The 26,249-nt window shown below is 75.5% G+C and carries 27 protein-coding genes; 14 read left to right on the top strand and 13 right to left on the bottom strand.

The features are described 5' to 3' along the window. Nucleotides 1-51: 51 nt before the first annotated feature. Nucleotides 52-420 (bottom strand): DUF6401 family natural product biosynthesis protein, encoded by a 369-nt coding sequence (locus tag GA0074696_RS22025; protein WP_088962861.1) that lies wholly within the window; start codon nt 418-420, stop codon nt 52-54. A gap of 166 nt (nt 421-586) precedes the next feature. On the opposite strand from GA0074696_RS22025, the gene GA0074696_RS22020 reads away from it, so the two are divergent. Further along, on the top strand, nt 587-1,048 hold the full coding sequence (locus tag GA0074696_RS22020) for a hypothetical protein (RefSeq protein WP_088962860.1): 462 nt from the start codon (nt 587-589) through the stop codon (nt 1,046-1,048). Between the two features lie 80 nt (nt 1,049-1,128). Here the strand turns inward: GA0074696_RS22020 and GA0074696_RS22015 are convergent, their stop codons facing one another. Then, nucleotides 1,129-1,338, bottom strand: coding sequence for a hypothetical protein (locus GA0074696_RS22015; protein ID WP_088962859.1), 210 nt, complete (start codon nt 1,336-1,338; stop codon nt 1,129-1,131). A gap of 162 nt (nt 1,339-1,500) precedes the next feature. Between GA0074696_RS22015 and GA0074696_RS22010 the strand changes: the two genes are divergently transcribed. Further along, nucleotides 1,501-2,688 (top strand): MFS transporter, encoded by a 1,188-nt coding sequence (locus GA0074696_RS22010; RefSeq protein WP_088962858.1) that lies wholly within the window; start codon nt 1,501-1,503, stop codon nt 2,686-2,688. 97 nt (nt 2,689-2,785) lie between these two features. Here the strand turns inward: GA0074696_RS22010 and GA0074696_RS22005 are convergent, their stop codons facing one another. The 4 genes from GA0074696_RS22005 to GA0074696_RS21990 all read right to left on the bottom strand — a co-directional run bounded on the left by GA0074696_RS22005 (nt 2,786) and on the right by GA0074696_RS21990 (nt 5,159). Continuing rightward, nucleotides 2,786-3,046 carry a hypothetical protein gene (locus tag GA0074696_RS22005; RefSeq protein ID WP_088962857.1) on the bottom strand — a complete coding sequence of 87 codons (261 nt, stop codon included), beginning with the start codon at nt 3,044-3,046 and terminating at the stop codon, nt 2,786-2,788. A 140-nt stretch (nt 3,047-3,186) separates the two neighbouring features. Continuing rightward, on the bottom strand, nt 3,187-3,648 hold the full coding sequence (locus GA0074696_RS22000; protein ID WP_088962856.1) for an SRPBCC family protein: 462 nt from the start codon (nt 3,646-3,648) through the stop codon (nt 3,187-3,189). Nucleotides 3,649-3,700: 52 nt separating this feature from the next. Next, complete coding sequence (locus GA0074696_RS21995) at nt 3,701-4,117, bottom strand: DUF2795 domain-containing protein (RefSeq protein WP_088964714.1); 417 nt, start codon at nt 4,115-4,117, stop codon at nt 3,701-3,703. A 58-nt stretch (nt 4,118-4,175) separates the two neighbouring features. Next, on the bottom strand, nt 4,176-5,159 hold the full coding sequence (locus GA0074696_RS21990) for a YihY/virulence factor BrkB family protein (protein ID WP_088962855.1): 984 nt from the start codon (nt 5,157-5,159) through the stop codon (nt 4,176-4,178). 147 nt (nt 5,160-5,306) lie between these two features. Between GA0074696_RS21990 and GA0074696_RS21985 the strand changes: the two genes are divergently transcribed. Continuing rightward, the gene (locus GA0074696_RS21985) at nt 5,307-5,729 is read left to right on the top strand and encodes a ChaB family protein (protein ID WP_088962854.1); all 423 of its coding nucleotides are present in this window, start codon (nt 5,307-5,309) and stop codon (nt 5,727-5,729) included. Between the two features lie 60 nt (nt 5,730-5,789). Here the strand turns inward: GA0074696_RS21985 and GA0074696_RS21980 are convergent, their stop codons facing one another. After that, nucleotides 5,790-7,223 (bottom strand): aldehyde dehydrogenase family protein, encoded by a 1,434-nt coding sequence (locus GA0074696_RS21980; RefSeq protein WP_088962853.1) that lies wholly within the window; start codon nt 7,221-7,223, stop codon nt 5,790-5,792. A 72-nt stretch (nt 7,224-7,295) separates the two neighbouring features. Between GA0074696_RS21980 and GA0074696_RS21975 the strand changes: the two genes are divergently transcribed. Beyond that, nucleotides 7,296-8,900, top strand: coding sequence for a phytoene desaturase family protein (locus GA0074696_RS21975; RefSeq protein WP_088962852.1), 1,605 nt, complete (start codon nt 7,296-7,298; stop codon nt 8,898-8,900). Nucleotides 8,901-9,032: 132 nt separating this feature from the next. Here GA0074696_RS21975 and GA0074696_RS21970 read toward each other — a convergent pair whose 3' ends face one another. After that, nucleotides 9,033-9,800, bottom strand: a complete 768-nt coding sequence (locus GA0074696_RS21970; protein WP_088962851.1) for a polyprenol monophosphomannose synthase — start codon at nt 9,798-9,800, stop codon at nt 9,033-9,035. Nucleotides 9,801-9,882: 82 nt separating this feature from the next. Continuing rightward, nucleotides 9,883-10,323, bottom strand: a complete 441-nt coding sequence (locus GA0074696_RS21965) for an SRPBCC family protein (RefSeq protein WP_331716506.1) — start codon at nt 10,321-10,323, stop codon at nt 9,883-9,885. Nucleotides 10,324-10,531: 208 nt separating this feature from the next. Between GA0074696_RS21965 and GA0074696_RS21960 the strand changes: the two genes are divergently transcribed. The 8 genes from GA0074696_RS21960 to GA0074696_RS21925 are packed head-to-tail and all read left to right on the top strand — an operon-like array spanning nt 10,532 to nt 19,205. Then, the gene (locus GA0074696_RS21960; RefSeq protein ID WP_231925109.1) at nt 10,532-12,232 is read left to right on the top strand and encodes an HAD-IIIA family hydrolase; all 1,701 of its coding nucleotides are present in this window, start codon (nt 10,532-10,534) and stop codon (nt 12,230-12,232) included. Next, nucleotides 12,229-13,203 carry a glycosyltransferase gene (locus GA0074696_RS21955; protein WP_088962849.1) on the top strand — a complete coding sequence of 325 codons (975 nt, stop codon included), beginning with the start codon at nt 12,229-12,231 and terminating at the stop codon, nt 13,201-13,203. Before GA0074696_RS21960 ends, GA0074696_RS21955 begins: the two co-directional genes overlap by 4 nt. Then, complete coding sequence (locus GA0074696_RS21950) at nt 13,188-14,405, top strand: glycosyltransferase (protein WP_088962848.1); 1,218 nt, start codon at nt 13,188-13,190, stop codon at nt 14,403-14,405. The genes GA0074696_RS21955 and GA0074696_RS21950 overlap by 16 nt, the downstream gene beginning before the upstream one ends. Then, nucleotides 14,405-15,097: a D-sedoheptulose-7-phosphate isomerase gene (locus GA0074696_RS21945; protein WP_088962847.1), complete on the top strand. Its 693-nt coding sequence runs from the start codon at nt 14,405-14,407 to the stop codon at nt 15,095-15,097. The genes GA0074696_RS21950 and GA0074696_RS21945 overlap by 1 nt, the downstream gene beginning before the upstream one ends. 11 nt (nt 15,098-15,108) lie before the next feature. Next, the gene (locus GA0074696_RS21940; protein ID WP_088962846.1) at nt 15,109-16,605 is read left to right on the top strand and encodes a PfkB family carbohydrate kinase; all 1,497 of its coding nucleotides are present in this window, start codon (nt 15,109-15,111) and stop codon (nt 16,603-16,605) included. After that, complete coding sequence (locus GA0074696_RS21935) at nt 16,602-17,300, top strand: SDR family oxidoreductase (protein ID WP_088962845.1); 699 nt, start codon at nt 16,602-16,604, stop codon at nt 17,298-17,300. The genes GA0074696_RS21940 and GA0074696_RS21935 overlap by 4 nt, the downstream gene beginning before the upstream one ends. Further along, complete coding sequence (locus GA0074696_RS21930; protein WP_088962844.1) at nt 17,297-18,238, top strand: glycosyltransferase family 9 protein; 942 nt, start codon at nt 17,297-17,299, stop codon at nt 18,236-18,238. The genes GA0074696_RS21935 and GA0074696_RS21930 overlap by 4 nt, the downstream gene beginning before the upstream one ends. After that, on the top strand, nt 18,222-19,205 hold the full coding sequence (locus GA0074696_RS21925; protein ID WP_088962843.1) for a DNA topoisomerase IB: 984 nt from the start codon (nt 18,222-18,224) through the stop codon (nt 19,203-19,205). Before GA0074696_RS21930 ends, GA0074696_RS21925 begins: the two co-directional genes overlap by 17 nt. 185 nt (nt 19,206-19,390) lie before the next feature. Here GA0074696_RS21925 and GA0074696_RS21920 read toward each other — a convergent pair whose 3' ends face one another. The 3 genes from GA0074696_RS21920 to GA0074696_RS21910 all read right to left on the bottom strand — a co-directional run bounded on the left by GA0074696_RS21920 (nt 19,391) and on the right by GA0074696_RS21910 (nt 22,734). Further along, on the bottom strand, nt 19,391-20,425 hold the full coding sequence (locus GA0074696_RS21920) for an AraC-like ligand-binding domain-containing protein (protein ID WP_088962842.1): 1,035 nt from the start codon (nt 20,423-20,425) through the stop codon (nt 19,391-19,393). Between the two features lie 124 nt (nt 20,426-20,549). Then, nucleotides 20,550-21,053, bottom strand: coding sequence for a hypothetical protein (locus tag GA0074696_RS21915; RefSeq protein ID WP_088962841.1), 504 nt, complete (start codon nt 21,051-21,053; stop codon nt 20,550-20,552). A gap of 49 nt (nt 21,054-21,102) precedes the next feature. Then, on the bottom strand, nt 21,103-22,734 hold the full coding sequence (locus GA0074696_RS21910; protein WP_088962840.1) for a RecQ family ATP-dependent DNA helicase: 1,632 nt from the start codon (nt 22,732-22,734) through the stop codon (nt 21,103-21,105). 111 nt (nt 22,735-22,845) lie between these two features. Between GA0074696_RS21910 and GA0074696_RS21905 the strand changes: the two genes are divergently transcribed. After that, nucleotides 22,846-23,685, top strand: coding sequence for a class I SAM-dependent methyltransferase (locus GA0074696_RS21905; protein WP_088962839.1), 840 nt, complete (start codon nt 22,846-22,848; stop codon nt 23,683-23,685). Between the two features lie 82 nt (nt 23,686-23,767). Further along, nucleotides 23,768-24,445, top strand: a complete 678-nt coding sequence (locus GA0074696_RS21900) for a TetR/AcrR family transcriptional regulator (RefSeq protein WP_088964712.1) — start codon at nt 23,768-23,770, stop codon at nt 24,443-24,445. On the opposite strand, the gene GA0074696_RS21895 is transcribed toward GA0074696_RS21900, so the two are convergent. Beyond that, nucleotides 24,411-26,246: a vWA domain-containing protein gene (locus GA0074696_RS21895; RefSeq protein WP_407940503.1), complete on the bottom strand. Its 1,836-nt coding sequence runs from the start codon at nt 26,244-26,246 to the stop codon at nt 24,411-24,413. The genes GA0074696_RS21900 and GA0074696_RS21895 overlap by 35 nt on opposite strands. Nucleotides 26,247-26,249 lie beyond the last annotated feature (3 nt).

Here is a 26,249-nt window from a genome sequence, read left to right as displayed (position 1 = left end):
GGAGGGGGTCCGTGCGGGGCGCGGACGCCCCTCCGTCGTGTCCGGAGCGGGTCAGGCCGCTTCGAGGTGACGCGGATCGAGCGTGCGGGCCAGCGCGCAGATCGCCAGCAGGCGGATGCGCAACCAGTCCGGCTCGGTCCAGTCGACCGCGCCGGTGGGCGGGGTCAGGCCGTGCTCCAGTGCGGCCGCCCGCAGCCCGTCGGCGTACCCGACCAGCGCCGCCGGGGTCAGCGGTCGCCGGTCGCCGTCGAGGCTGTCGCGTACCGCGGCCGCGTGCTGGTCGACCATCGCGAGCAGGCCGGGGTTGGCGGCCGCCGCGGCGAGGCCGGAGACGCCGACCGAGGCGCAGAGCAGGGCGAGGGCGGACCGCGCCGCGCTCGCGGCGGTCCGGTTCGCGACCTGGGAGTACGGCACACGCATGGGGACCGAGGCTAGTCACCCGGCGGCCCGGGCGGCCTCGGCCGCTCGGCCGGTCCCGGGTCCTCTTCCGGTCGGCCGCCCTCCTCCGCCGGGATTGACCCGGCGGACGGTGGGCAGAAGGAGAACCGCGCGCGAACGGGCGCAGCCGGCACCTTGGGGGGACGGATTGGGACAGCACGACGACGGCCCGGACCGGCAGCACCGGCGGCCGGACGGGGTGACCGACGAGACGGTGGCCGCGCTGGGCAAGCTCAGCGAGGCGCTGGAGACGGTGGAGCGGGCGCGCGGGCACCTCTACTCGCTGCACCAGTTGATCGGGCACGCCGACCTGATGCTCGACGACGCGGTCGCGCAGTTGCGGGCCGCCGGGCATGAGGACCTCGCGGAGCGGGTCCGCACCGAGCTGCTCGGCCGGAACGTGATCGCCGGTCGGTGGACGTTCCAGATCGTCGAGGACTTCGACGACAACTACTACGCGGTCTTCCGCGAGCTGGACCGCGCCGCCCGGGACAAGCTGGTGGGCGGCCGGCGCCACCTCTACGAGGCGGAGATGAAGGAGCGGCGGCGGACCCGGGGCCGGCCCGGGCACGAGTCCCGCCCCGCCGAGCCCGGCTCACCCCGGGACTGACGCGAACAGCACGTTCCCCGCGCACCGGTACACCTGACCCCGGCCACTCGGGTGTCGCGAGGCCGCCCGCCAGGTGGGTGTCAGTCGGCCGACGCGTCGGCCGGCCGGCGACGGCTGGTGTCGTCGGCGATGATGACGGTCGCCACCATGAGCGCGACGCAGAGGCTGAACAGCCAGGAGTCGTCGGCGACCAGCTTGGCCGAGACCGGGGCCTGGAGCGCGGCGAGCAGAAAGCCGAGCCAGGCCAGACGCCGCTGACGTGGGGTGAGGATGCCGGAACCCTGTTGCATCCCGAAAGTCTGACGCGGCACCCCCCGGTTGCCGTCACCCGATCGGCCGATTCTGGATGGGCTGTCCGCATTCCTGCCCGTCCGGGCGTTGCTTTTTGCCGGTTCGGAGGAAGTCGTCGCCGGCTGGAAGTGTTCTCGGCGGATGCGGCAGGATGGCCCCCCGTGTCCGTCACCCCGCCCCGCGCCTCCCTGCTCCTGCTCGCCTACCTCGCCTTCGTCAGCCTCGGCCTGCCCGACGGGCTGATCGGGGTCGGCTGGCCGTCGATCCGCGCGGACCTCGGCGTACCGACGGAGGCGGTCGGGCTGGTGCTCATTGCGGGCACCGTCGGCTATCTGACCTCCAGCGTGCTCGCCGGCTTCACTCTGGCCCGACTCGGCGTCGGTCGGCTGCTGGCCGGCAGCACGGTGCTGGCCAGCCTGGCGCTCACCGGGTACGCCTCGACGCCGGAGCTGGCCCTGATGATCGGCTGCGCGCTGGTCCTCGGGCTCGGCTCGGGCGCCGTCGACTCCGGGCTCAACGCGTACGCGGCCGGGGCGTTCGGGCCTCGGCACATGACCTGGATGCACGCCTGCTTCGGCCTCGGGGTGGCGATCGGCCCGCTGATCATGACCGGCGCGCTCGGCGCCGGCCTGAGCTGGCGCTGGGGCTACGGTCTCGGCGCCGCGGCGCAGCTCGCCCTGGCCACTGCCTTCGCGCTGACCGTGCGGGCCTGGCGGGGCCGGCCGGCGGACCCGGCCGTACCCGTCGTGGCCGGCAGCGGGCCGGTGCCGGTACGCGAGACGCTGCGGCTGCCGGCGGTCTGGCTGGGCGCGCTCGCCTTCGCGGTCTACGTGGCGATCGAGATCAGCGCCGGGCTCTGGGCGTTCCTGCTGCTCACCGAGGGGCGCGGACTGTCAGCGACCACCGCCGGCCTGTGCGTCTCCGGCTACTGGGGGAGCCTCTTCGTGGGGCGGGTCGTGCAGGGCGTGGTCGCCGAGCGCCTGGGCGTCGGTCGGGTGCTGCGGGGCAGCCTGCTCGGCATGGCGGCCGGCGCCCTGCTGATCGCGCTGCCGGCTCCGGCCTGGGTGGCGGTGGCCGGCCTGGTCCTGGTGGGCTTCGCCGCCGCGCCGGTCTTCCCGCTGCTCACCCTCGCCACCCCGGAGCGGGTCGGCGCGGCGCACGCGGACCGCGCCATCGGCGTCCAGATCGGGACCGCCGGGCTCGGCGCGGCGCTGATCCCCGGCGGGCTCGGGGTGCTGTTCGGCCACACCTCGGTGGCGTTGCTGGGGCCGGCGCTGACCGTGCTGGCGGCGCTGCTGCTGCTCCTGCACGCCCTGGCCGGGCGCAGACCGGGGGCCGCCACGGGGTGAGCCGACCAGCCGCAGCACCGGGACAGGCTCGGGCGGCCCGGCAGCGCCTTCGAACACCCCGGGGCACCGGACACGTCGTCCCGCCCGGGCCCCGCCGTCACATCGTGTCGGGGCCGGTCCGGCCGGTGGTGGAGGGGCGGTAGGCCCGCTCGGAGTCGGTCATCTCGCGCCGCTCGGCTTCCCCGGCACCCCGGTCCGCCGCTTCCGGCCCGTGACCGAAGGCGGCCTCCTCGCCGGCGTCGTTGCCGGTGACGTCGTCGGCCTGCCCGTCGAGCGTGGAGCGGGCGATCGCCCGGTCCAGCTCCCTCAGCGGGATCTTCTGCTCGTCCCGCCACACGCTGTCGTCGTTCTCCGTCATTCCTTGGCGGTACCCGGGGCTGATGATCGCAAACGGCCGCGCCCACTCGTCGGGCCCGGCGACGGCACCCGGAACCGGACACGGCGATGGCCGCCGGATTCTCCGGCGGCCATCGGACGGGTGAGGTGCGGGGGAGAGGATCACGGCTGCGGGCGGTCCACCTTGCCGCGCCAGGCGCCGGTCTCCTGACCGCGGCGCTCGATGAACTGCTTGAACCGCTCCAGGTCGCCCTTGGCGCGCCGGTCCACCACACCCAGCTTGTCGCCGGCCTTCTCCACCACGCCGTGCGGCTCGAAGTCCATCTGCAGGGTGACCCGCGTCCTGCCCTCGTCGAGCCGGTGGAAGGTGACCACGCCGGCCTGCTGGGTGCCGCCGGTCGACTTCCAGGCCACCCGCTCGTCGGGGAGCTGCTCGGTGATCTCGGCGTCGAACTCACGCTTGACCCCGGCGATGTCGACGGTCCAGTGGGTCATCGTGTCCGTCAGCTGCCGGACCTCCTGCACCCCCTCCATGAAGTGGGGGAACTCCTCGAACTGGGTCCACTGGTCGTACGCGGTGCGGATCGGGACGGAGACGTCCACGTGCTCGGTAACGCCGCTCATGAAGATTCCTCCTCTGGCCGCCGGTGTTCGTCCGGATCGTGGGCCGATCCGGTCACCAGCGGGTCGTCTCGTTCTTGTGACCGAGGGCGGCCCATACCTCGGAAACGGTGCGATACCGCGTACCGTCGGGCAGCCGCTCCAGGTCCTCGATGAGGTCGGCGGGCGCCTGGTTCTCGCGGGCGTTGGCGATCAGCGTCTCGCGGTCGCCCGGCAGGGCCGCCATCGTGATGAACCGCCCGAGCCGGCTGCGGTCCTCGACGTCCCGGGAGCTCATGCCCTTCGGGGCGCCGCTGCGCAGCTCACCGGCCGGGGCCGTGGTCGTGCCCGGCTGGTCCTCGCCGGCCGGTTCGGGCTCGCGGAACTCCTCGGCGCGCGAGCCCCCGGTGCCCGGGCCCTGGACCAGGCCGGCGACCTCCTGGCTCATCTGCTCGTCGAGCCTCGGTCCGTGCTTGCTGCTGCCACGTTCCAGTTCCATGCTGTGGTGCTACCCCTGGCGGCCCCCGGGAAACGCCGAACCCGGCACGCGGTCACGAATCGGCGGGGGCCTTCGGAGGCAGGACCGGCTCGCCCGGATCCGCCGCCCCCGCCTGGAGCACCCGGCCCCGTTGCAGCTCGGCGTTGATCTGCACGCCGAACATCAGCGCGCAGTTGGACAGGTAGAGCCAGACCAGGAAGGCGATCACCGCGCCCAGGCTGCCGTACGTCACGTCGTAGGAGCCGAAGTTCGCGACGTACAGGCCGAAACCGGCGGAGGCGACGATCCAGGAGAGCAGGGCCACCGCCCCGCCGGGGGTGAGCCAGCGGAACCTCGGCTGCCGGACGTTCGGGGCGATCCAGAACAGCAGGGACAGCAGCGTCATCATCACCAGCGCCAGCACCGGCCACTTGGCCACGCTCCACACCGTGCGGGCCAACCCGCCGGCGCCCAGCAGGTCGCCCACCGCGTCGGTCACCGGCCCGCTGACGATCAGGCCGAGGGCCACCACGGCGAGCAGGACCAGCGACAGGGCCGCCAGGCCGATCTGCATCGGGCGCAACCGGTAGAACGGCCGCCCCTCCTCGACCCCGTAGATCGCGTTGGAGGCCCGGGTGAACGCGCCGATGAAGCCGGACGCCGACCAGAGCGCGCCGAGCAGACCGAAGCTGAGCAGCACCTTCGCCCCGCTCTGCTGGTCGACCACGGTGCGCACCACCGACACGAAACCGTCGTTGGCGACCACCGAGCCGGCGCCGATGTCGCGGGCCAGCCCCAGCACCGTGTCGACGGTGCGCTCGCCGTCGGAGACCAGGCCGACCAGGGCGACCACCACCACGGTGGAGGGGAAGAGCGCGAGTACGCCGTAGTAGGTCAGCGCCGCCGCCCAGTCCGCGCAGTTGTCCTTGACGAAGTTGCGCCCGCTGCGCACCACCGCCCCGCGCCAGGTGGACCAGCGTAGCTGGCGTACCTGGCGGGGGATCCGCAGGCCGTCCCGGCCGCCGGCGACCGCGGTCGGCTCCGTCGTCGCTGCCATCTCCCGCTCCCGTCCCCGCCGGCGCACCCGGCACCCGCTGGCCCCGCCGGTACCCGGTGCCGGAAATCGACAAACCCGGCGGGTGAGTTTGCCGATCAGGGCCCGGGGAACCGTTCATACGCAGACATCGACGCGGAGGAGGACGAGATGCCCGGGCGCGAGGTACTGCCCAGCACGCTGCGGCGCTCCCCGGACAAGGCGCAGCGCACCTGGGAGAAGACGCACGACTCGGCGGTGGAGACGTACGGCGAGGGCGAGCGGGCGCACCGCACCGCGTTCGCCGCGGTCAAGCACGAGTTCGAGAAGGTCGGCGACCACTGGGAGCCGAAGGGACGCAAGGGACCCAGCGACCGCCAGGCGCAGGGTGGCGGACCGGCCCGACGGGCTCCCACGGCGGGCGGCGTGGACGCCAACGCCAAGAAGGAGCACCTGATGGAGGTGGCCAAGAAGCTGGACGTACCCGGCCGGTCCCGGATGACCAAGCCGGAACTGGTCAAGGCGATCCAGAAGGCGAACCTTCGGCAGACCACGGAGGCCCGCGAGAGGTCCAAGGCCCGCAGCGGGCGCTGAGCCAGGGGTACGACGCACGGGAGCCCGGGACCGCACGGTCCCGGGCTCCCGCGTCACCGCTCACCAGTGGCCGCCACCCGGGGCCTCCAGGTGCACCGTCTTCACCGTGCTGAACTCGTCGAGCAGCTCCGGGCCGTACCCGAAGCCCTGGCCGCTGCCGCGACGCGGCTGCGCGGCGCCGCCCGGTGCCCCGCCGAACACCGCGTTCACCTTGACGGTGCCCACCGGCAGCTCCCGCCAGGCCCGCTGCGCGTGGCTCATCGAGGCGGTGAGCACCGTGCCGGCCAGCCCGTACGGGGAGTCGGCGGCGCAGCGCAACGCCTCGCTGAACGAGTCCACCACCACCACGGGGGCCACCGGCCCGAACGTCTCCTCGCGGACCAGGGTCATCTCGTGCCGGCAATCGGTGACCACCGTCGCCGGGTAGAACGCCCCCGACCCCTCCGGCAGCACCCCCCCGGTGCGGAGCGTCGCCCCCTCGGCCACCGCCGCGGTCACCTGGCCGTGCACGTGGTCGCGGTGCCGCCGGTCCACCAGCGGGCCCAGCTCGGTCTCCGGGTCCCGGCCCGGGCCGACCCGCAGTGCCTCCGCCCGCTCGACCAGCGCGTCGACGAAGTCCTCCGCCACGTCCCGGTGCACGTAGATCCGCTCGACGGCGACGCAGATCTGGCCGGCGTTGGCGAACGAGCCGATCGCCGCCTGCCCGGCCGCCCAGACCGGGTCCACCCCGGCGTCGACGATCAGCGGGTCGCTGCCGCCGTTCTCCAGCAGCGCCTTCGCGCCGGTCCGGGCGCAGGCCGCCGCGATGGCCCGGCCGGTGGCGGTGGAGCCGACGTGGGCCACCACGTCCACCTCCTGCGCGGCCAGCGCCGCGCCCACCTCGCCACCGCCGGTCAGCAGGGACAGCACCCCGGCCGGCAGCGCGCCGTCGAGGATCCGGGCCAGCAGCCAGCCGGTGGCCGGGGTCCGCTCGCTCGGCTTGTACAGCACCACGTTGCCGGTCACCAGGGCCGCGCCGAGCAGCCCGCAGGAGACCGCCACCGGGTCGTTCCACGGGGTGATGGCGGCGAGCACCCCGCGCGGCTCCGGCGCCATGAAGTCGATGGCGTGCGCGCCGCCGTGCAGCGTCCGCCCGCCCCGCACCGGGCCCAACTCGGCGTACTGTCGCAGCGTGCCGATGCCCGCCTCCACGCCGCCCCGGGCGTCGGCGAGTGGCTTGCCCATCTCCGCCGTCGTCGCCTCGGCCAGTTCGTCCGCCGCCGCCGCCAGCGCGTCCGCGGCCCGGTGCAGCGCCGCCGCCCGCTCCGCCGGGGCCGTCGCCGCCCACTCCGCCGCCGCGCCCCGGGCCGCCTCGACCGCCTTGGCCACCTCGTCCGCCGTCGCCACCGGTACGGTGCTGACCGGCGTGCCGTCGGCGGGATCGTGCACGACCAGTTCACCGCCCGCGCCGCCCGCGCCCCACACTCCACCGATGAGCTGTTCAACCCTGTACATGCGGCAGTGGATGCCCCGGTCCCGGCGAGGCAAACGCGTTTCGCCCGGTTGCTGGCCGGGTAGGCGGATCGGATGACCGGGACCGGCATCGAGACCGCGGACGCCGTCGTCATCGGCGCCGGGCACAACGGACTGGTGGCCGCCAACCTGCTCGCCGACGCCGGCTGGGACGTGCTGGTCCTGGAGGCCACCGGCGCCCCCGGCGGGGCGGTCCGCTCCGCCGAGGTGACCACCCCCGGTTACCTGAGCGACCTCTACAGCTCCTTCTACCCCCTCGGGTACGCCTCGCCGGTGCTGCGCGGGCTCCGCCTCGACGCGTACGGACTGGCCTGGACGCACGCGCCCGACGTGCTGGCGCACGTGCTGCCCGACGGCCGGGCGGCGGTTCTGAACCGCGACCCCGACCGCAGCGCCGCGTCGATGGAGGCGTTCGCGCCCGGCGACGGGCAGCGCTGGCTCGACACGTACGACGACTGGCGGGCGATCTCCCGTCCCCTGGTGAACGCGCTGTTCACTCCCTTCCCGCCGGTCCGCGACGGGTTGGCGCTGCTGGGCCGGCTGCGCACCGCCGGGGCGCTGCGGCTGGCCCGCCGGCTGGTGCTGCCGAGCCGCCAGTTCGGCCGCGAGGTGTTCCGGGGCGAGGGCGCGCCCGCGCTGATGGCGAGTTGCGCCCTGCACACCGACCTGTCGCCCGACGACGCCGGGTCGGGCATCTACGGCTGGCTGCTCGCCATGCTCGGTCAGCAGGTCGGCTGGCCGGTGCCGGTGGGCGGCGCGCAGCGGATCACCGACGCGCTGGTCGCGCGGCTGATCGCCAAGGGCGGCCGGATCACCTACTCCGCCCGGGTGGACCGGGTGCTCGTCGCCCGGGGCCGGGCGATGGGCGTACGGACCGAGGGCGGCGCCACCTGGCGGGCCCGTCGGGCGGTGCTGGCCGACGTGCCGGCGCCCGCGCTCTACCTGGACCTGGTCGGCGCGGCCTGGCTGCCGCCCCGGCTGGTCGAGGACCTCGACCACTTCCGCTGGGACGGCTCGACGGTCAAGGTCGACTGGGCGCTGGACGGGCCGATGCCGTGGACCAACCCGCAGGTCGCCGGGGCGGGCACCGTGCACCTGGCCACGGACGTCGACGGGCTCACCCGCTACGCGGCGGACCTGGCCTGCGGGCAGCTGCCGGAGGACCCGTTCCTGCTGCTCGGCCAGATGACCACCGCCGACGCGAGCCGGTCACCGGCCGGCACGGAGTCGCTCTGGTCGTACACCCACCTGCCGTTCCGGCGGGACTGGCGGGCCGAGGACGTGGCCGCGCACGTGGACCGGATGGAGGCGGTGCTGGAGCGCCACGCCCCCGGCTTCAAGGGGCTCGTCCGGGGCCGCTTCGTGGCCGGCCCCGCCGACCTGGAGGAGCGCAACCCGAGCCTGGTCGGCGGCGCGGTGGGCGGCGGCACGGCCGCCGCGTACCAGCAGCTCTTCCTGCGCCCGGTGCCCGGCCTGGGCCGGCCGGACACCCCGGTCGACCGGCTCTACCTGGCCAGCGCCTCGGCGAACCCGGGCGGCGGGGTGCACGGCGCCCCGGGCGCGAACGCGGCGCAGGCGGCGTTGAGCCGCAACCGGGCCCTCACCGGCGGCCTGTACGCCCGGGCGATCGGCGCCGCCCACCGCGCGGTCTACCGCTGACCCGGCGCCGCTTTCCCGGCCCGAAGCAAGCGACCTGCCCGAGCGGCATTCGCATGCTCCTCGGGCAGGTCGCTCACGACGGTGTCCGCCGCAGCCGTCACGTGGCGTGACGGTCCGGTTGCGACGGGTGGGTCAGCGCTCCAGGTTGCGGTGCCGGGTACGCAGCTTGAACGGCATCAGCGCGCTCTCCACCTTGGTGGCGGTGGTCATCTTCGAGGCGCCGTCGTGGCGCTCCTCGAAGCGGATCGGCACCTCCAGGATGGTGTGCCCCAGCTTGGTGGCGAGGTAGTGCATCTCAACCTGGAAGCTGTACCCGTTGGACTGCACCCGCTCCAGGCCGATGTCGCGCAGCGCGTCCGCCCGCCAGATCTTGAAGCCGGCGGTGAGGTCACGGATCCGCACCCGCAGCAGGGTGTGCACGTAGAGGTTCGCCCAGCCGCTGAGCGCGCGGCGGTACAGCGGCCAGTTCTCGTCCAGCTCGCCACCGGGCACGTACCGGGAGCCGATCACCACGCCGGCCTGGGTGGAGAGCAGCGCGCCGAGCATGCCGGGCAGCGCCTCCGCCGGGTGGGACAGGTCGGCGTCCATCTGCGCGACGTAGTCGGCGCCGCCGTCGAGCGCCCGGCCGATCCCGTCGACGTACGCCCGGCCCAGGCCCTCCTTGCCGGCCCGGTGCAGGACCTGGATCCGGTCGGGGTGCTCGATGGCCAGCTTGTCGGCCACCTCGCCGGTGCCGTCCGGGGAGTTGTCGTCCGCCACCAGCACCTTGAGGCCGGGCAGCGGCAGGGCGAGGAGCCGCTCGACCAGCACCGGGAGGTTGCCCGCCTCGTTGTAGGTGGGGACCACGACGGTCAGGCGTGCTTCCCGCCACGGCGAGGGCAGCTCCACGGGTTCGATCATGACGGACATCCTCTGGTTGCCGACGGTTTTCCCCCAAAGGGTAGCCAGTGCCCCGCCGGGCCCTGTCGAGGCTCCCCGCCCCTCAGCTCTCCGCGGCCTCGTCCGCCTTCTGGCGGGTGGCGATGTCGGCGAGCCGCCGCAGGGTCTCCTTGTTGCGCTGGTGCAGAACCAGGTCGTTGAGCTTGTTGCGGATCCAGCGCAGCGGCCCGGCGGCGAAGTCCTCGCCGATCCGCACCCGGGTGGCGTCGGCGCCGACCGGATCCAGGGTGAACACCACGATCGCCTCACCGGCCGGCCAGAGCCCGGCCTTGATGACCAGCTTGTGCGGCGGCTCGCAGGCCAGCACCGTCGAGGAGTCCTGCAACGAGAGCGGCCACGGCCCCGCCTTGTGGTGCAGTTGGCTGCCCACCCGCGGCCAGCTGTCGTCGACGTCCCGCACGTGCACGGTCCCGACCACCCAGTCGCTGTACGTCCACCCGTCCGCCAGCACGTCGAACACCTGCTGGGGGGGAGCGTCGATCACTTTCTCCACAATCGCCACTGGCGTCCAGTACCCCGCCGGCGACCGGGGCTAACCGGCGGGTCGGACCGGGCGTTAGCTTCTCCGGGGCGACGGGTAAGGCCGGGTCGGCGACCGCTGCGCGGCCGGGACGGCGACGAGCCGTACCGCCGGGTAGATGATGTTTACTCCCCGGGGCTCCGGGAACCCGCCGCCCGTGCGACGGGACCAGATGGAGCCGGATCAGCGCAGGTCAGGCCGGGTCGACCCGGCCGTCGACCGGGCCGTGATCCGGCCGGTCCTGTTCGACGCGGTGCTGCTGGACCGGGACGGCACCCTGGTCGAGGACGTGCCGTACAACGGTGACCCGGAGAAGGTGCGGCCGATGCCGGGCGCGCGGGCGGCGCTGGACCGGCTGCGCGCGGCCGGCCTGCGCCTCGGCGTGGTGAGCAACCAGTCCGGGCTGGCCAAGGGATTGTTCACCGCCGCGCAGCTGCGGGCGGTGCACGCCCGGATCGAGGCCCTGCTCGGCCCGTTCGACACCTGGCAGGTCTGCCCGCACGACGACGGCGACGGCTGCTCCTGCCGCAAACCCGCCCCCGGCCTGGTCCACCGGGCCGCCGCCGCGCTGGGCACCACGCCCGCCCGGTGCGTGCTGGTCGGTGACATCGGCCGGGACCTGACCGCCGCGCTCGCCGCCGGCGCCACCGGGCTGCTGGTCCCCACCCCGGTCACCCGGCCCGAGGAGGTGGCCGCCGCCCCGCACGTCGCCCGCGACCTGCCGGCGGCCATCGAGGAGATCCTCCGGCGGCAGGCCGCGCTGCGCCCCAGCGCGCCCCGCCGGGCCGGCACCGTGCTCGTCGTCCGCAGCGACTCGGCCGGCGACGTGCTGGTCACCGGCCCGGCCGTCCGCGCCGTCGCCGCCGGAGCCGACCGGGTCGTCCTGCTCCACGGGCCACGCGGTCGGCACGCCGCCGCCCTGCTGCCCGGCGTCGACGAACTCGTCGAATGGCCCCTGCCCTGGATCGACGGCGACCCCGCCCCGGTCGACCCGCACGACATCCGCCGGCTCACCGACCGCCTCGCCGCGGTGCGCGCCGACGAGGCGGTGGTCTTCACCTCCTTCCACCAGTCACCGCTCCCGCTCGCGCTGCTGCTGCGGATGGCGGGCGTGCCCCGGGTCAGCGCGATCAGCGACGACTACCCGGGCGCGCTGCTCGACGTCCGGCACCGGGTGCCGGACGGGCTGCCCGAGCCCGAGCGGGCGCTCTCGCTGGCGGCGGCCGCCGGCTTCCCGCTCCCGGCCGCCGACGACCCGGCGCTGCGCATCCGCACCGACCGGCTGCCGCCCGCGCCGGCCAGGCTCGGCCGCCCCGGCTACGTGGTGCTGCACCCCGGCTCGGCGGTGCAGACCCGGGCCTGCCCGCCCGAGCTGGCCGCCCGGATCGTCCGGGTGCTCACCGCGGCCGGCCACCGGGTGGCGGTCACCGGCGGCCCGGACGAGGCGGAGCTGACCGCCCGGGTGGCCGGCGACACCGGCGTCGACCTGGGCGGGCGGACCGGTCTGGCGGAACTCGCCGCCGTGCTGGCCGACGCCGGCGCGCTGGTGGTCGGCAACACCGGCCCGGCGCACCTGGCCGCCGCGCTGGGCGTACCGGTGGTGAGCCTCTTCGCCCCCACCGTCCCGTTCGGACAGTGGGGGCCGTACCGGGTGCCGGCGGTACGCCTCGGCGACGCCGCCGCGCCCTGCCGGGACACCCGGGCCACCCGCTGCCCGGTGCCCGGCCACCCCTGCCTGTCCGCCGTCGAGCCGGGCCACGTCCTGGCGGCCGTACGCCTGCTCGGGGTACCCGCCGACGCGCCCCCGCCGGGCGCGGCGCCGGCCACCGTCGGCATCGATCCGGTGATCGCCGGCGGCGGGAGCGCCCGATGAACATCCTGGTGTGGCACGTGCACGGCTCCTGGACCACCTCGTTCGTGCACGGCAAGCACCGCTACCTGGTGCCGGTCACCCCCGACCGCGGCCCGTACGGGCTGGGCCGGGCCCGCACCTATCCCTGGCCGGACAGCGCGGTGGAGGTCACGCCGCAGCAGCTGCGCCGGGAGGAGGTCGACGTGGTGCTGCTGCAACGGCCCGAGGAGATGGACCTGGCCTGCGACTGGCTGGGCCGGCGGACCGGCCGGGACCTGCCGGCGATCTACGTCGAGCACAACACCCCCAAGGGCGACGTGCCCAACACCCGCCACCCGATGGCCGACCGGGACGACCTGCTGCTCACCCACGTCACGCACTTCAACGAGTTGTTCTGGGACAACGGCGGCACCCGCACCGCCGTGGTCGAGCACGGGGTGGTCCCGCCGGCGGTGCAGTGGACCGGCGAGCTGGACCGGCTCGCCGTCGTCATCAACGAGCCGGTACGCCGCTGGCGGGTCACCGGCACCGACCTGCTGTCCCGCTTCGCCGAGATCGCCCCGCTGGACGTGTTCGGCATGAAGGTCGCCGGGCTCGCCGAACACCTCGGCCTCCCGGCCGACCGGCTGGTCAGCCACGACGACGTGCCGCAGCACCGGATGCACGCCGAGCTGGCGCGGCGGCGGGCGTACCTGCACCTGTGCCGGTGGACGTCGCTGGGGCTGAGCCTGATCGAGGCCATGACGATGGGCATGCCGGTCGTCGCGCTGGCCACCACCGAGGCCGTCGAGGCCGTGCCGCCCGGGGCCGGCGCCCTCTCCACCCGGGTGGACGCGCTGCTGGAGGCCGCGGGGCGGTTCGTCACGCAACCCGCCGAGGCCCGCCGCGCCGGCGCCGAGGCGCGCACCGCCGCCCGGGCCCGCTACGGCCTGGACCGTTTCCTCGCCGACTGGGACCGCCTGCTGGAGGAGGAAGTATGCGCATCGCGATGATCTCCGAGCACGCCAGCCCGCTCGCCATCCTGGGCGGTGAGGATGCCGGTGGGCAGAACACCCACGTCGCGGAGCTCTCCGCCGCGCTGGCGGCCGCCGGGCACGATGTCCGGGTCTACACCCGACGCGACGCGGTCGACCTGCCGGTCACCGTCCGCGCCCCGAACGGGTACGACGTGGTGCACGTACCGGCCGGTCCGGCCGAGCCGTTGGCCAAGGACGCGCTGCTGCCGCACATGAAGGAGTTCAGCGGCTGGCTGGTGGAGCGGTGGCGCGGCGGCGACTGGGTGCCCGAGGTGATCCACGCGCACTTCTGGATGAGCGGGCTCGCCGCGCTGGCCGCCAGCCGGCAGACCGGGGTGCCGGTGGTGCAGACGTACCACGCGCTCGGCACCGTGAAGCGGCGCTACCAGGGCGTGCAGGACACCAGCCCGGCGCGGCGGATCGCGTACGAGCGGGAGCTGGGCCGCGCGGTCGACCGGGTGGTCGCGCAGTGCCAGGACGAGGTGGGCGAGCTGGTCCGCCTCGGCGTCCCGCGCTCGCGGATGACCGTCGTGCCGTCCGGGGTCAACCTCGCCAGCTTCGCCCCGCTCGGCCCGGCCGCCGAGCGGGAGCCCGACCGGCCCCGGATCCTCACCGTCGGGCGGCTGGTGGAACGCAAGGGCTTCCAGACGGTGATCCGGGCGATGGCCCTGGTGCCCGACGCCGAGTGCGTGGTGGTGGGCGGCCCGCCGGCCGGCCTGCTGGAGACCGACCCGTACGCCCGCCGGCTGCGCGCCCTCGCCACCACCTGTGGGGTGGCCGACCGGGTCAGGCTGGTCGGCGCGGTGCCCCGGGAGGAGATGGGGCGCTGGTACCGCTCCGCCGACGTGCTGGTCGCCGCCCCCTGGTACGAGCCGTTCGGGCTCACCCCGCTGGAGGCGATGGCCTGCGGCGTGCCCGTGGTCGGCACCGCCGTGGGCGGGATCAAGGACACCGTGGTCGACGGGGTGACCGGGGACCTCGTCCCGGCCAGGGACCCGCAGGCCCTGGGCACGGCGATCCAGCGCCTGCTCGACGACCGGATCCGCCGCTTCGGCTACGCCACCGCGGCGCTGCAACGCGCCCGGCGCAGCTACTCCTGGTCGACCACCGCCGAGCGGCTGGCGGAGCTGTACGGCGAGGTGGCCGCCGTGCGCCGGCCGACCCGGGTGGTCGCCTGATGACCACGGCCACCGACGGGCTGCTGGACGCGCACCTCACCCTGCTGGCCGAGGCGCTGCTGCCGTACCGGTCCTCGGAGCAGCAGCTCGCCCGCTGGGGCACCGAACTGGCCGCCACGCTGGCCGGCGGGGGCCGGCTGCTGGTCGCCGGCAACGGCGGCAGCGCGGCCGAGGCCCAGCACCTCACCGCCGAACTGGTCGGCAAGCTCCGCGACGACCGGCAGCCGCTGTCGGCGATCGCGCTGCACGCGGAGACCTCCGCGATGACCGCGATCGGCAACGACTACGGCTACGACGAGGTCTTCGCCCGCCAGGTCCGCGCGCACGGCCGGGAGAACGACATCCTGCTGCTGATGTCCACCAGCGGGGCCAGCGCCAACCTGCTGGCCGCCGCCCGTGCCGGCCGGGAGGTCGGGCTGCGCTGCTGGGCGTTCACCGGCCCGGCGCCCAACCCGCTCGCCGAGGCCTGCCACGACACGCTCGCCATCGCCTCGCCGGAGAGCCAGGTGGTGCAGGAGCTGCACCTGGTCTCCACCCACGTGCTCTGCGAGTACGTCGACCGGGCCCTGCCGGCGGCGCTGGCGGTGGCCGGGACGGCCGGTCCGGCCACCGTCGAGCGGCCCGGCGCGCCGGTGCGCACCGGCGTCGAGGTGGTGCTCGACGGCGGCGACCGGCGGGTCGAGGCGGGATGAGGCGGCCGGCCGTGCGGGGACCCCTGGTGGTCATCGGCGACACCCTGCTGGACCGCGACGTCGAGGGCGTGGTGAACCGGCTCTGCCCGGACTCACCCGTACCGGTGCTCGACGAGACGACGTACGCCGACCGCCCCGGCGGCGCCGGCCTGGCCGCGGTCTTCGCCGCCGCCCAGGGCGCCGGCGAGGTGGCGCTGGTGACGGCGCTCGCCGACGACGCCGGCGGCGCCCGGCTCAGCTGCCTGCTCAGCGCCGCCGGCGTGCAGGTGTACGCGCTGCCGCTGCCCGGCGCCACCGCGGAGAAGATCCGGCTGCGGGCCCGCGGCCGGGTGCTGCTGCGCCACGACCGGGGCGGGGCGGCCGCCGACCCCGGGCCGCCGAGCGAGGCGGTGCTCCGGCTGATCGCCGAGGCGTCCGCCGTGCTGGTCAGCGACTACGGCCGGGGCGTCACCCGGCAGCCGGCGCTGCGCGCGGCGCTCGCCGCGACCCGCGCGCCGGTGGTCTGGGACCCGCACCCGCGCGGACCGGCGGCGGTGCCCGGGGTCACCCTGGCCACCCCGAACGAGGCGGAGGTACGCGACCTGACCGAGGTCCCGCCGGGCTCGTCCCGGCTGGCCACCGCCTCCAGGGGCGCGCAGGGGCTGCGCGAGCGGTGGCGGGCCGGCGCGGTGGCGGTGACCCTGGGTGGCGACGGCGCGCTGCTCTGCCACGCCGGCGCCACCCCGCTGGTGGTCGCGGCCCCGGTCAACGCCGAGGGCGACACCTGCGGGGCCGGGGACTGGTTCGCCTCGGCGGCCAGCCTCGCGCTGGCCCGGGGCGCGCTGGTCTCCGAGGCGGTGCAGGAGGCGGTGGCGGAGGCGTCGGCGTACGTGGCCGGTGGGGGAGTGGCGGCCGCGCTGCCGCCCGAGGTCCGCGCCGCCGCACCGGTGCCACTGGGCGGCGGCGGGGAGCGGATCGGGGCCGCCGCGGCCGGTGCGGTGGTGGCCGAGGTACGCGCCGCCGGCGGCACCGTGGTCGCCACCGGCGGCTGCTTCGACCTGCTGCACGCCGGGCACGTGGCGACCCTGCAGGCCGCCCGGCAGCTCGGTGACTGCCTGATCGTCTGCCTCAACTCCGACGCCAGCGTCGCCGGGCTAAAGGGGCCGGAGCGCCCGGTCGTGCCGCAGGGCGACCGCAGCCGGCTGCTCGCGGCGCTGAGCTGCGTCGACGCGGTGCTGGTCTTCGACGAGTCCACCCCGGACGCGGTGCTGAGCTGGCTGCGCCCGGACATCTGGGTCAAGGGCGGCGACTACGCCACCGGCGGCGGCGACCCGGCGAGCCTGCCGGAGGCCGAGGCGCTGCGCCGCTGGGGCGGGCACTCGGTGGTGGTGCCGTACCTGGACGGGCGCTCCACCACCGACATGATCGCGGTGGCCCGCGGCGAGCGCCCCGGGGCGTACCGCGCCGCACCGACCGGCGCCGCCAGGGCAGCCGGTGCGCAGCGTCCGACGGCGGAGGGAGCGCGATGAGCAGTGCACCGGGTGCCGGCCCGATCGTCCTGGTCACCGGCGGATCGAGCGGGCTCGGCGCGGCGGTGGTCACCGCGGTGGCCCGGGCCGGCGGTCGGCCGCTGGTGCTGGACCGGCAGCGCCCCGGTGACGGGGTGCCCTGGATCGAGTGCGACCTGGCCGACACCCGGGCCGCCGAGGAGGCCACCCGGGAGCTGGCCGAGCGCTCCGGCGGCCTCGACGCGGTGGTCACCGCGGCCGGCATGGACGTGCCCGGCAAGCTCGCCGACGTGCCCCGGGAGACCTGGGAGCGGATCGTCGCGGTCGACCTGCTCGCCACGGTGGCGGTGGTCCGCGCGGCGCTGCCGTACCTGGAGGCGTCCCGGGGCGGGATCGTCACGGTGGCCTCCACCCTCGGGGTGAAGGCGGTCAGCGACGCCACCGCGTACTGCGCGGCCAAGTTCGGGGTGGTCGGCTTCACCCGGGCGCTCGCCGCCGAACTCGCCGGCCGGGTGAACGTGACGCTGCTGATCCCCGGCGGGATGCGCACCGCCTTCTTCGACGAGCGCGACCCGCAGTACCGGCCCGGCCCGGACGCCAAGCTCAACGCGCCGGGCGACACCGCCGCTGCGGTGATGTTCGCCCTCTCCCAGCCGCCCGGCTGCGCGGTACGCGAGATGGTGGTCTGCGCCGAGCAGGAGACCTCGTACCCGTGATCCTCGTGCTCCGCGCCCTCGGCGTGGGCGACCTGGCCACGGCGGTGCCCGCGCTGCGCGCGCTGCGGGCCGCGTACCCCGACCGGGAACTGGTGCTGGCGGCGCCGGCCTGGCTCGGGCCGCTGGTCGACCTGGTCGGCGGCGTCGACCGGCTGCTGCCCACCGACGGCCTGGGCTCCCCGCCGTGGCCGCCCCCGCCGGTCGCGGTCAACCTGCACGGGCGCGGGCCCGACTCGCACCGGATGCTGGCCGGCGCGGGCCGGCTGCTGGCGTTCCGCTGCCCCGAGGCCGGCCACCCGGACGGCCCGCGGTGGCGTCCCGGGGAGCACGAGGTGCACCGCTGGTGCCGCCTGCTGGCCTGGTACGGCATCCCCGCCGACCCCGGCGACCTCGCCCTGCGCCGGCCGGCGGCGGACCGGGCGCCGACCGGGGTCACCGTCGTCCACCCGGGCAGCAAGATCCCCGAGAAGCGCTGGCCGGCGGCGCGCTTCGCCGCGCTGGCCCGGACCCTCGCCGAGCGCGGCCACCGGGTGGTGGTGACCGGCTCGGCCGACGAGCGGGAGCTGGCGCGTCGGGTGGCCGCCGGGGCGGGTCTGCCCGACTCCGCCGTCCTGGCCGGCCGGACCGACCTGGGCGAGCTGGCCGCGCTGGTCGCCCACGCCCGCCTGGTGGTCAGCGGCGACACCGGGGTCGGCCACCTCGCCACCGCCTACGCCACCGGGTCCGTGCTGCTCTTCGGCCCGGTCCCGCCGGCCGAGTGGGGTCCGCCGCCGGACCGGTCCCGGCACCGGGTGCTGTGGAGCGGCGCGCGGGATTGGCCCGGCCGGCCCGGGGTAGGAAGCCACCCGACGGTGGCGGCCCTGCCCGTGGACCGGGTGCTGGCCGCCGTGGAAGAGGCCGAAGAGGCGGTGCGGGTCTCCGGTGCGATTGCGGCGTAGTGATCCGGGCCGGGCGGGGTACGGGCGCCGCCGGGCCGGCAAGGGCTTGGTGTTCCTCGACCCCCGGGGCGAGGCGGTCCGCGACCCCGACGAACTGTCCCGACTGCGCGAGCTGGTCATCCCGCCCGCCTGGCAGGACGTCTGGATCTCGCCGTACCCGAACGGGCACATCCAGGCGACCGGCGTTGACGCGGCCGGCCGCAAGCAGTACCTCTACCACCCGGAGTGGCGGCGCAAGCGCGACGAGGCGAAGTTCGACCACGTGCTCGAGGTCGCCCACCGGCTGCCGGTGCTGCGCGCGCGGATCGCCGACGACCTGGGCCGGCGGGGCCTGAACCGGGACCGGGTGCTGGCCACCGTCGCCCGGCTGCTGGACATGGGGATGTTCCGGGTCGGCAACGACCAGTACGCGGTCGGCGAGGACGCCACCTTCGGGGTCTCCACCCTGCGCCCCGAGCACGCCCGCTCGAAGGGCGGCTGCGTGGTCTTCGAGTTCCCCGCCAAGGGCGGCATCGAACAGGTCCGCCGGATCGAGGACGCGGAGCTGTGCCAGGTGCTGACCAACCTGCGCCGGCGGCGGCGGACGGAGGACCGCCTCTTCGGCTACTGGGACGGGCGGCAGTGGCGCGACGTGCGCAGCGACGAGGTCAACGAGTACCTGCGCGACGCCAGCGGGGGCGAGATGACCGCCAAGGACTTCCGCACCTGGCACGCGACGGTGCTCGCGGCGACGGAGCTGGCCACCGTGGGCGTGCAGCGGTCCGCCACCGCCCGGAAGAAGGCGGTCGCCGGGGTGATGAAGGAGGTCGCCGAGCTGCTGGGCAACACCCCCACGGTGGCCCGGACGTCCTATGTGGACCCACGGGTGGTCGACCTCTACCACGACGGGGTGGTGGCGCCGGTCCGGCCGGACACCCCGAAGCCCGAGGCCGAGCGGACGGTCCTGGAGTTGTTGGAGGAGGCCTGACCGGCCCCGTCGTCGGTCCTGGGGGGAAGAGCGACGGGGCCGGAATCGGTGTGGCCGGGTGGCTGGCGGTGGCGGGCCGTCCGCGCGGCAACCGGGGCGGCCGCCCGTGACAAGGAGGTCACGGGCGCCACCACGGTCCCCCGTTACCGGTGGCCGGCACGGGCCTGCCGACCGCCGGTTCGGAATCAGTATGTCGACGTCGAGTTGACGACGGATGCCGCGTCGTTGACGATCCGTGCCTGTTCTCGCCGGGCCGAGCGGTACCCCTGCGGGGTCTCGCCGTAGGCGGCGCGGAAGGCGCGGCTGAAGACCGCCTTGTCACCGAAGCCCCAGCGAGCGGCGACGGCCTGGACCGCCCGGTGTGCCTGCGCCGGGTCGGCGAGGTCGCGGCGGCACCGGCCCAGGCGCAGGTCGCGCACGTAGGACGCCACCGTGCTCTCCTCCGTCTCGAAGAGCCGGTGCAGGGTCCGGACGGAGACGTGGTGCGCGTCGGCGATCGTCTGCGGGCTCAGCGCGGAGTCGCCCAGGTGCCGCTGGATGTAGCCGCGTACCTGCGCGAGCAGCGCCCGACGACGTACCTCCCGGGGAACCGCGTCCTCGGCGACCAGGTGCCGGCCGAGCATGGTGGCGATCAGGTCGAGTGCGGTCGTGCCGAGCCGGTCGGCGTCCGCCGCGTGGTACTGCTCCGGATGACCGGTGATCTGCACCAGGTACTGGGCCAGCAGGGCGCCCACCCCCTCGGTGCCGGACATCCGGCCGGCGAGCAGGGGAGCCAGCCGATCGGGGGGCAGCGGCAGCGCGCCGAACGGGATCAGGGCCACCACTGAGCTGGCGTGCTGCTGCCCGCCCTGGGCGCCCTCGTGGCTGACCTGGTGGGGGCGCGACCCGTCGTAGAAGGTGAACTCGCTCGGCCCGAGCACGCTCTGCCGGCCGGCCTGCCCGGACGAGCCGGTACCGGTGGTGGTCAGGGCGAGCAGGAAGTAGTCCACCTCGGTCTGCCGGGCCAGCTTGGCGGTCCGTACGGCGTCCAGCGAGGGGTAGCGGTAGTTCACCAACTGGATCGGGCCGAGGGGGATGATCTCGGCGCGGGCGGTGAAGTCGTCGGCGTGCGCGGACCGCATCCGCAGTGGCGACGCGGTGCGGGCGACGAGGTCCAGCCACATCCCGAACCGCTCGCGCGGCGGCAGTGCCTCCGTGTCGATGACGTTCCGGTCCAGCATCTTTCCCGCCTCCGTGGTTCCGCGTGTGTCCTGCCCATTGTCGATGACGGCCCGGCCGGCGAAAGAGCGCGGAGACGACGGATCCGCGCGACCGGGTGGGCGCGCGGATCCGAGGCGGGGCCGATCAGTCGTTGAGCACGTGCGAGAGCCGGTCGCGGAAGCGCCGCTCCGAGTCGCTGACCTGGTCGCCGCCGAGGCCGAGGAGGCCGCCGCTGGCGGCGGCGCCGACCACCTGCTCGGCGATCTCCACCAGCCAGTGCTTGTACGCCCCGGCCTCGCCCTCGTCCACCCGGGCGGCCAGCAGCGCCGACGCCTGGCCGGCCCGGGCCAGCACGTCGTCGATCAGGGCCTGCGGGTCGGCCGGCTCGATGACCGGCAGTTCCTCGCCGGCCTCCGGGTCGCCCACCCGGGACACGATCTCCCCGGCGACCGCCGCGACCAGCGGGTTGGCCGACTCGCGGCCGGCGGAGATGGTCTCCAGCCCGGCGGCGTTCTCCGCGCGGGTGCGCCGGCTGCCGTCGTGCTCCGCGGCGCTGGCCGCGGTCAGGACCGCCTGCGGCAGGCCGACCAGCAGCCCCCACTCCTCGTCGGAGAACCCGAACCCGGTGTACGCCGGCTGTTCGATCACGACTGAGCCCCTCTCGTTTCGTTGCGTCTGCGCCCGGTGCCCGGTCAGGCTAGTCCAGCGTCAGCAGGCCCTGCTCCGACACCACGGGCACGGAAAGCGTCTTGTAGCCGACCTCGTCGAAGAGCACCGTCATCCGGTCCTCCTCGTAGTTGAGCACCAGTCCCGCCCCCCACTCGGGGTGGCGGACCTGGCTGTGCACCGGGAACGGCCCGACCGCGCCGTCGTCGGCGGTGCTGGTGCCGGCGTGGCAGTTGTCGCAGTGCCCGCAGACCTCCGACATCTGCTCACCGAAGTACGCCAGCAGCGTCTGCCCCCGGCAGGCGGTGGTCTCGGCGAAGGCCCGCATCATGTCGGTGCGGGACCGGGTCACGGTCTGCTGCCGCTCCGCCTCGGCCAGGGCCGCAGCGGCGGCGTCCACCGGCGTGGGGGAGTAGCGGGGCGCGCCGATCTTCTGCTTGGCCCGCCGCTCGGCGGCCCCGATCTGCTCCAGCAGCGACAGGTACTGGCCGAGCTTGCGCGGACCCAGTCCGGTCACCTCGCGCAGCTCCTTCTTGGTCCGCGCCTCCTTGCGGAGCAGCGCGGCCAGGTCGCGCAGCTCGGTGGAGTCCGGCAGGCCGCCGCTGAAGTAGCGTTGCAGCCCGACGTCCTCGGCGCTCCAGAGCAGCAGCACCCGGGCCGGCGCGCCGTCCCGGCCGGCGCGGCCGATCTCCTGGAAGTAGCTGTCCGGCGAGTCGGGCAGCGCCATGTGCACCACCCAGGCGATGTTCGGCTTGTCGATGCCCATGCCGAAGGCCGAGGTGGCCACCATGATCGGCACCTGGTCGGCGAGGAACGCCTCGTGCAGCTCGTGCCGGGCGCCGGTGGCCATCCCGCCGTGGTAGTACTGCGACGGGAAGCCGGCGTCGGTCAACCGCTGGGCCAGCTCCTCGGCGGCCCGCCGGGTCGGCACGTAGATGATGCCGGGGCGTTGGTCGTCGCGCAGCAGCGCCACCAGCCGCCGCCACCGGTAGTCGTCGGTGGGGCAGTGCGCGACCTCCAGGAAGAGGTTGGGCCGGTCCAGCCCGGAGACCACCACCTCCGGGTCGCGCAGCCGCAGCCGGGCGATGATGTCGTCGCGCACCGGGGGTGAGGCGGTGGCGGTCAGGGCCACCACCGGTGGCCGGCCGATGCCCTCGATCAGGTGGCCCAGCGCCAGGTAGTCGGGGCGGAAGTCGTGCCCCCAGGCCGAGATGCAGTGCGCCTCGTCGATCGCCACCAGCGCCGGCTTCAGCGCCCTGACCTCGGCCATCCGGTCGGGGTTGCTGAGCTGCTCCGGGGTGATGAAGAGGAACTCGGCCCGGCCGTCGCGGATCTCCTCGATGGCCTGGGCCTGCTGGGCCGGGGACTCGTCGGAGCTAATCCGTACCGCCCGCAGCTCGGGGCGCTGCCGTTCGTTGAGGGCGGCGATCTGGTCCTGCTGCAGCGCCAGCAGCGGGGAGATCACCACCGTCGGTCCGGGGATCAGGCTGGCTGGGATCTGGTAGATCGCCGACTTGCCGGCGCCGGTGGGCAGGACCACCAGGGCGTCGCGTCGCTTCATCACCGCGCGCATGGCGGCGAGTTGGTTGGGCCGCAGCGCGGTCCAACCGAAGAGGCTCCGCGCCGCGCGGCGCAACGTCGTCGAGTGCATGGACAGCTTCATCGAGGGCCGGAGGTACCCGAGGAGATCAGCGCCGAAACCGTTGACACCGGCCGATCAGCCCGCCCATTATGAACGGTGCTCATGAACATACGTTCATAACGGGGAGGCTCGATGGAGACGGTCGCCAACACCCACCAGGCGCAGGCGTGGAACGGCTACGAGGGTCGGCACTGGGCCCAGCACCACGACCGCTACGACGCGGTGAACGCCGGCTTCAACGCTCCGCTGCTGGCGTACGTCGGGCCGGGCGACCGGGTGCTGGACGTCGGTTGCGGCAACGGGCAGCTCACCCGGCTGGCCGCCCGCCGGGTCGGCGACGGCCACGCGGTCGGGATCGACCTCTCCGCGCCGATGCTCGACCGGGCCCGGGCCGGCGCGGCGGCGGAGCAGGTGCGCAACGTCCGGTTCATCCAGGGCGACGCGCAGGTGCACCCGCTGCCCGACGCCGCGTTCGACGTGGTTCTCAGCCGGTTCGGGGTGATGTTCTTCGCCGACCCGGTCGCCGCGTTCGGCAACCTCGCCCGAGCGTTGCGCCCCGGCGGCCGGCTCGCCTTCGTCTGCCTCGACGACATCCGGCACAGCGACCTGGGGCGGATGTTCGCCGCGCTGGCGGCCCACCTGCCGCATCCGGGCACCGACGGCACGGGCGCCGCCGAGCCGCTCTCCCTCGCCGACCCGGCGGTCGTCGAGCGGGTCCTCACCGAGGCCGGCCTGGTCGAGGTGGCGTGCGTCCCGGCCGAGGCGTCCCAGCTCTGGGGGCGCGACGCCGTCGACGCCGGGGAGTTCCTCGCCGGCTGGGGACCGGTGCGGCATCAGCTCGACCGGGTCGACGCGGCGACCGCGGGCCGGGCGCGCGCCGCGCTGACCGACGCGCTGCGCGCCCACGAGGGACCCGAGGGGGTACGCCTGCGCGGCACCGCCTGGCTGGTCACCGCCCGCCGTCCGGCGTGACCCGGTCCCTCCCGCGGCCGGATCGCCGCGCCCCTCGCGGGACGGGGCACGTCGTGACCGAGGCGGCCCTAGGATGCCGGTGATGTCACCGAGGAGAGCCGCGGCGCTGCGCGGCGGCGACCGGAGCCTGCGCGAGCACCTGATCGCCGCCGCGCGACGGTTGGTCGCCCGGCGTGGCACCGTCGGGGTGACGGTCCGCGACATCGCCCGCGAGGCACAGGTCGCCGACGGGGTGCTCTACAACCACTTCGCCGACAAGGAGGAACTGCTCGCGTACGCGCTGCACGCGCACGTGCGGGCCGTCGAGGCGGAGCTGGCGGACGCGCCCCCGCAGGCGGGCGCGGGCACGGTGGCGGCGAACCTGCGGGCGTACCTGTCGCGGGCGCTCGCGCTGCACGCGGCGATCCTGCCGGCCATGGCCGGCGTGTTCACCCAGCCCGGGATGCTCGCCCGGCTGGCCGAGCTGCCCAACCCGATCGGCGGCGGGGCCGGCCTGCGCGACGAACTCGCCGGCTACGTCCGCGCCGAGCAGGAACTCGGCCGGGTGGCCCCGGACGCCAGCGCCGAGGCGGTCGCCGCGCTGGTCGTCGGCGTCTGTCACGACCTGGTGCTCCGCCACGTGCTCGACCCCGCCGGCCCCGCCCCGGAGCCCGCACCCCGGCTGGTCGACGACCTGGTCCGCACGCTCCTGCGCGGCGTCACCCCGGACCCGGGCGGTGCGGCGGTCAGCTCATCCGGAAGACCGGGCCGCGCGGGGTGAACGGCAGCCGGGCGCCCGCCGGCACCAGGAACGCGTGGTCGCGCCGGATCCGCAGCACGTCGCACTCGCCGTCGGTGACGACCAGGATCGGGCCGTCCGACGGGAAGTCCTCGGCCCGTTCCAGCAGCCGGATCCCGGGTTGCAGCACGGTGCCGCCCCGGCCGCGTACCCGCACCCGGCCGGCGATCTCCTCCACCGGCAGGTAGCCGGCGTCGTACGCCACCGCGTCGCAGAACACCACCCGGGCCGCCGGTACGTCCCGGGCCAGCGCGTACGAGGCGACCGCGCCGAGCGCCCGCCCCATCAGCCGGGCGCTCATCGACCCCGAGGTGTCCAGCACCACCCCGAACGTCCGGCGGCGCTCCCGCTCCTCCGGGCGGTGCCAGCCGGGGCGGGGGATGCCCGGGGTGCTCGCCTGGCGGCGGGACGGGCGGGCGTACGACCGCTGCCGCTCACGGGCCGGGAAGTGCTCGTCGAACCAGCGGGCCAGCTGCACGTCCCACGGCGGGGGCGGCGCGTCGAGCACCCGGATCTCGGCCACCAGGCCGGCCGGCAGCAGGCCGCGCCCGGCCGACTCGTGGAACGCCAACCCGCTGGTCAGCGCGCGACGGTAGTACTCGTCGAGGTCGACCGCCCGGCGCGCCTCGCCGGGCCCGGGCGTCCGCTCGCCCAGCATGTCGCCCAGCCCGGCGCCGCGCAGGGTGGCCAGCCTGCGGTGCCGGCGCAGGTCGGTGGCGATCCGGTCGTAGACCGCCTCGCTCGACAGCCCGCGCAGCTGCGGGTCGTGCAGCAGCCCGTCCGGCATGACACCGACGCCCATCTCCACCAGCCAGCCGTTGATGACGTAGTCGGTGGCGACGTTCCACAGGAACGGGTCGCGGTGCGCCACCCGGTCGGCGTGCCGCAGCGCGGCGTGCAGCATCTCGTGGGCCAGGACGAACCGGCACTCCTCCTCCGGCATCGCCCGCAGCGGGTTGACGTAGATCTCCCCGGCGTGCGCGTCGACCGCCGCCACCGCGATGTCCCAGGACCGGGCCAGCTCCACGTCGGCGACGATCCGGAAGCCGGCCGCCAGCGCCCCCAGCAACGGGTACGACGAGACGAACCAGCGCCGCGCCCGCTCCCAGGGGTTGTCCCGGGTGACACCCCCGGGGCCCGGCCTCGGCGCCCCGGCCTCCTCCACCGCCGCGCTCGCCGCCGCCGCCAGCCCCACCGCGAACCGCTCCGGCCAGCTCTGCCAGCGCACGCCGGGCGGCGGCCGCCAGCCGTACCGGTCGGGTGGCCGGGGGCGGCGGTCGAGGTCACCGCCGTGCCCGCCGACGCCGCACCCGGCGTACCCGTCGGGAACGCCGCTCGCCCGCCACCGGGCGGCCAGCCGGGCCTCGTCACCGGCCGGCAGCGGGGTGGGCAGCTCGGCCGGCGGCCGGCCCAGCTTGGCGTCGTGCTGGAACCGGGCCACCACCAGGCAGGCGGCGGCCTGCTCGGCCCGGTCGGCCGGGCCCTCCCGCTCCGGGGCGAGGTGGTCGAAGCCGAGGTGCAGCAGGCAGTGCACCAGCACCCAGTACCACTCGTCGGCGTCGGCGCGGCGCCGCCGGTTGACCACGACCTTCCCGTCCTCGCGGACCCGCGCCCACCCCCGCTGGTCGGCGAGCTCGTCGTCGTCGCACCAGGCGAACCAGGCGTTGCGCGCGCCGGCGGAGCAGAGCGGCCGGAACATCGGGTGCGCGGTCACCCGCTGCCTGGCCTGGCGGAACGCCTCCTCGTTCGGGTCCGGCCGGCGGCCGGCGCGGCGGGCGGCCACCGC

Source organism: Micromonospora purpureochromogenes, assembly GCF_900091515.1.
Taxonomy (GTDB): Bacteria; Actinomycetota; Actinomycetes; order Mycobacteriales; family Micromonosporaceae; genus Micromonospora; species Micromonospora purpureochromogenes.
This window is presented reverse-complemented; position numbering and strand designations above follow the sequence as displayed.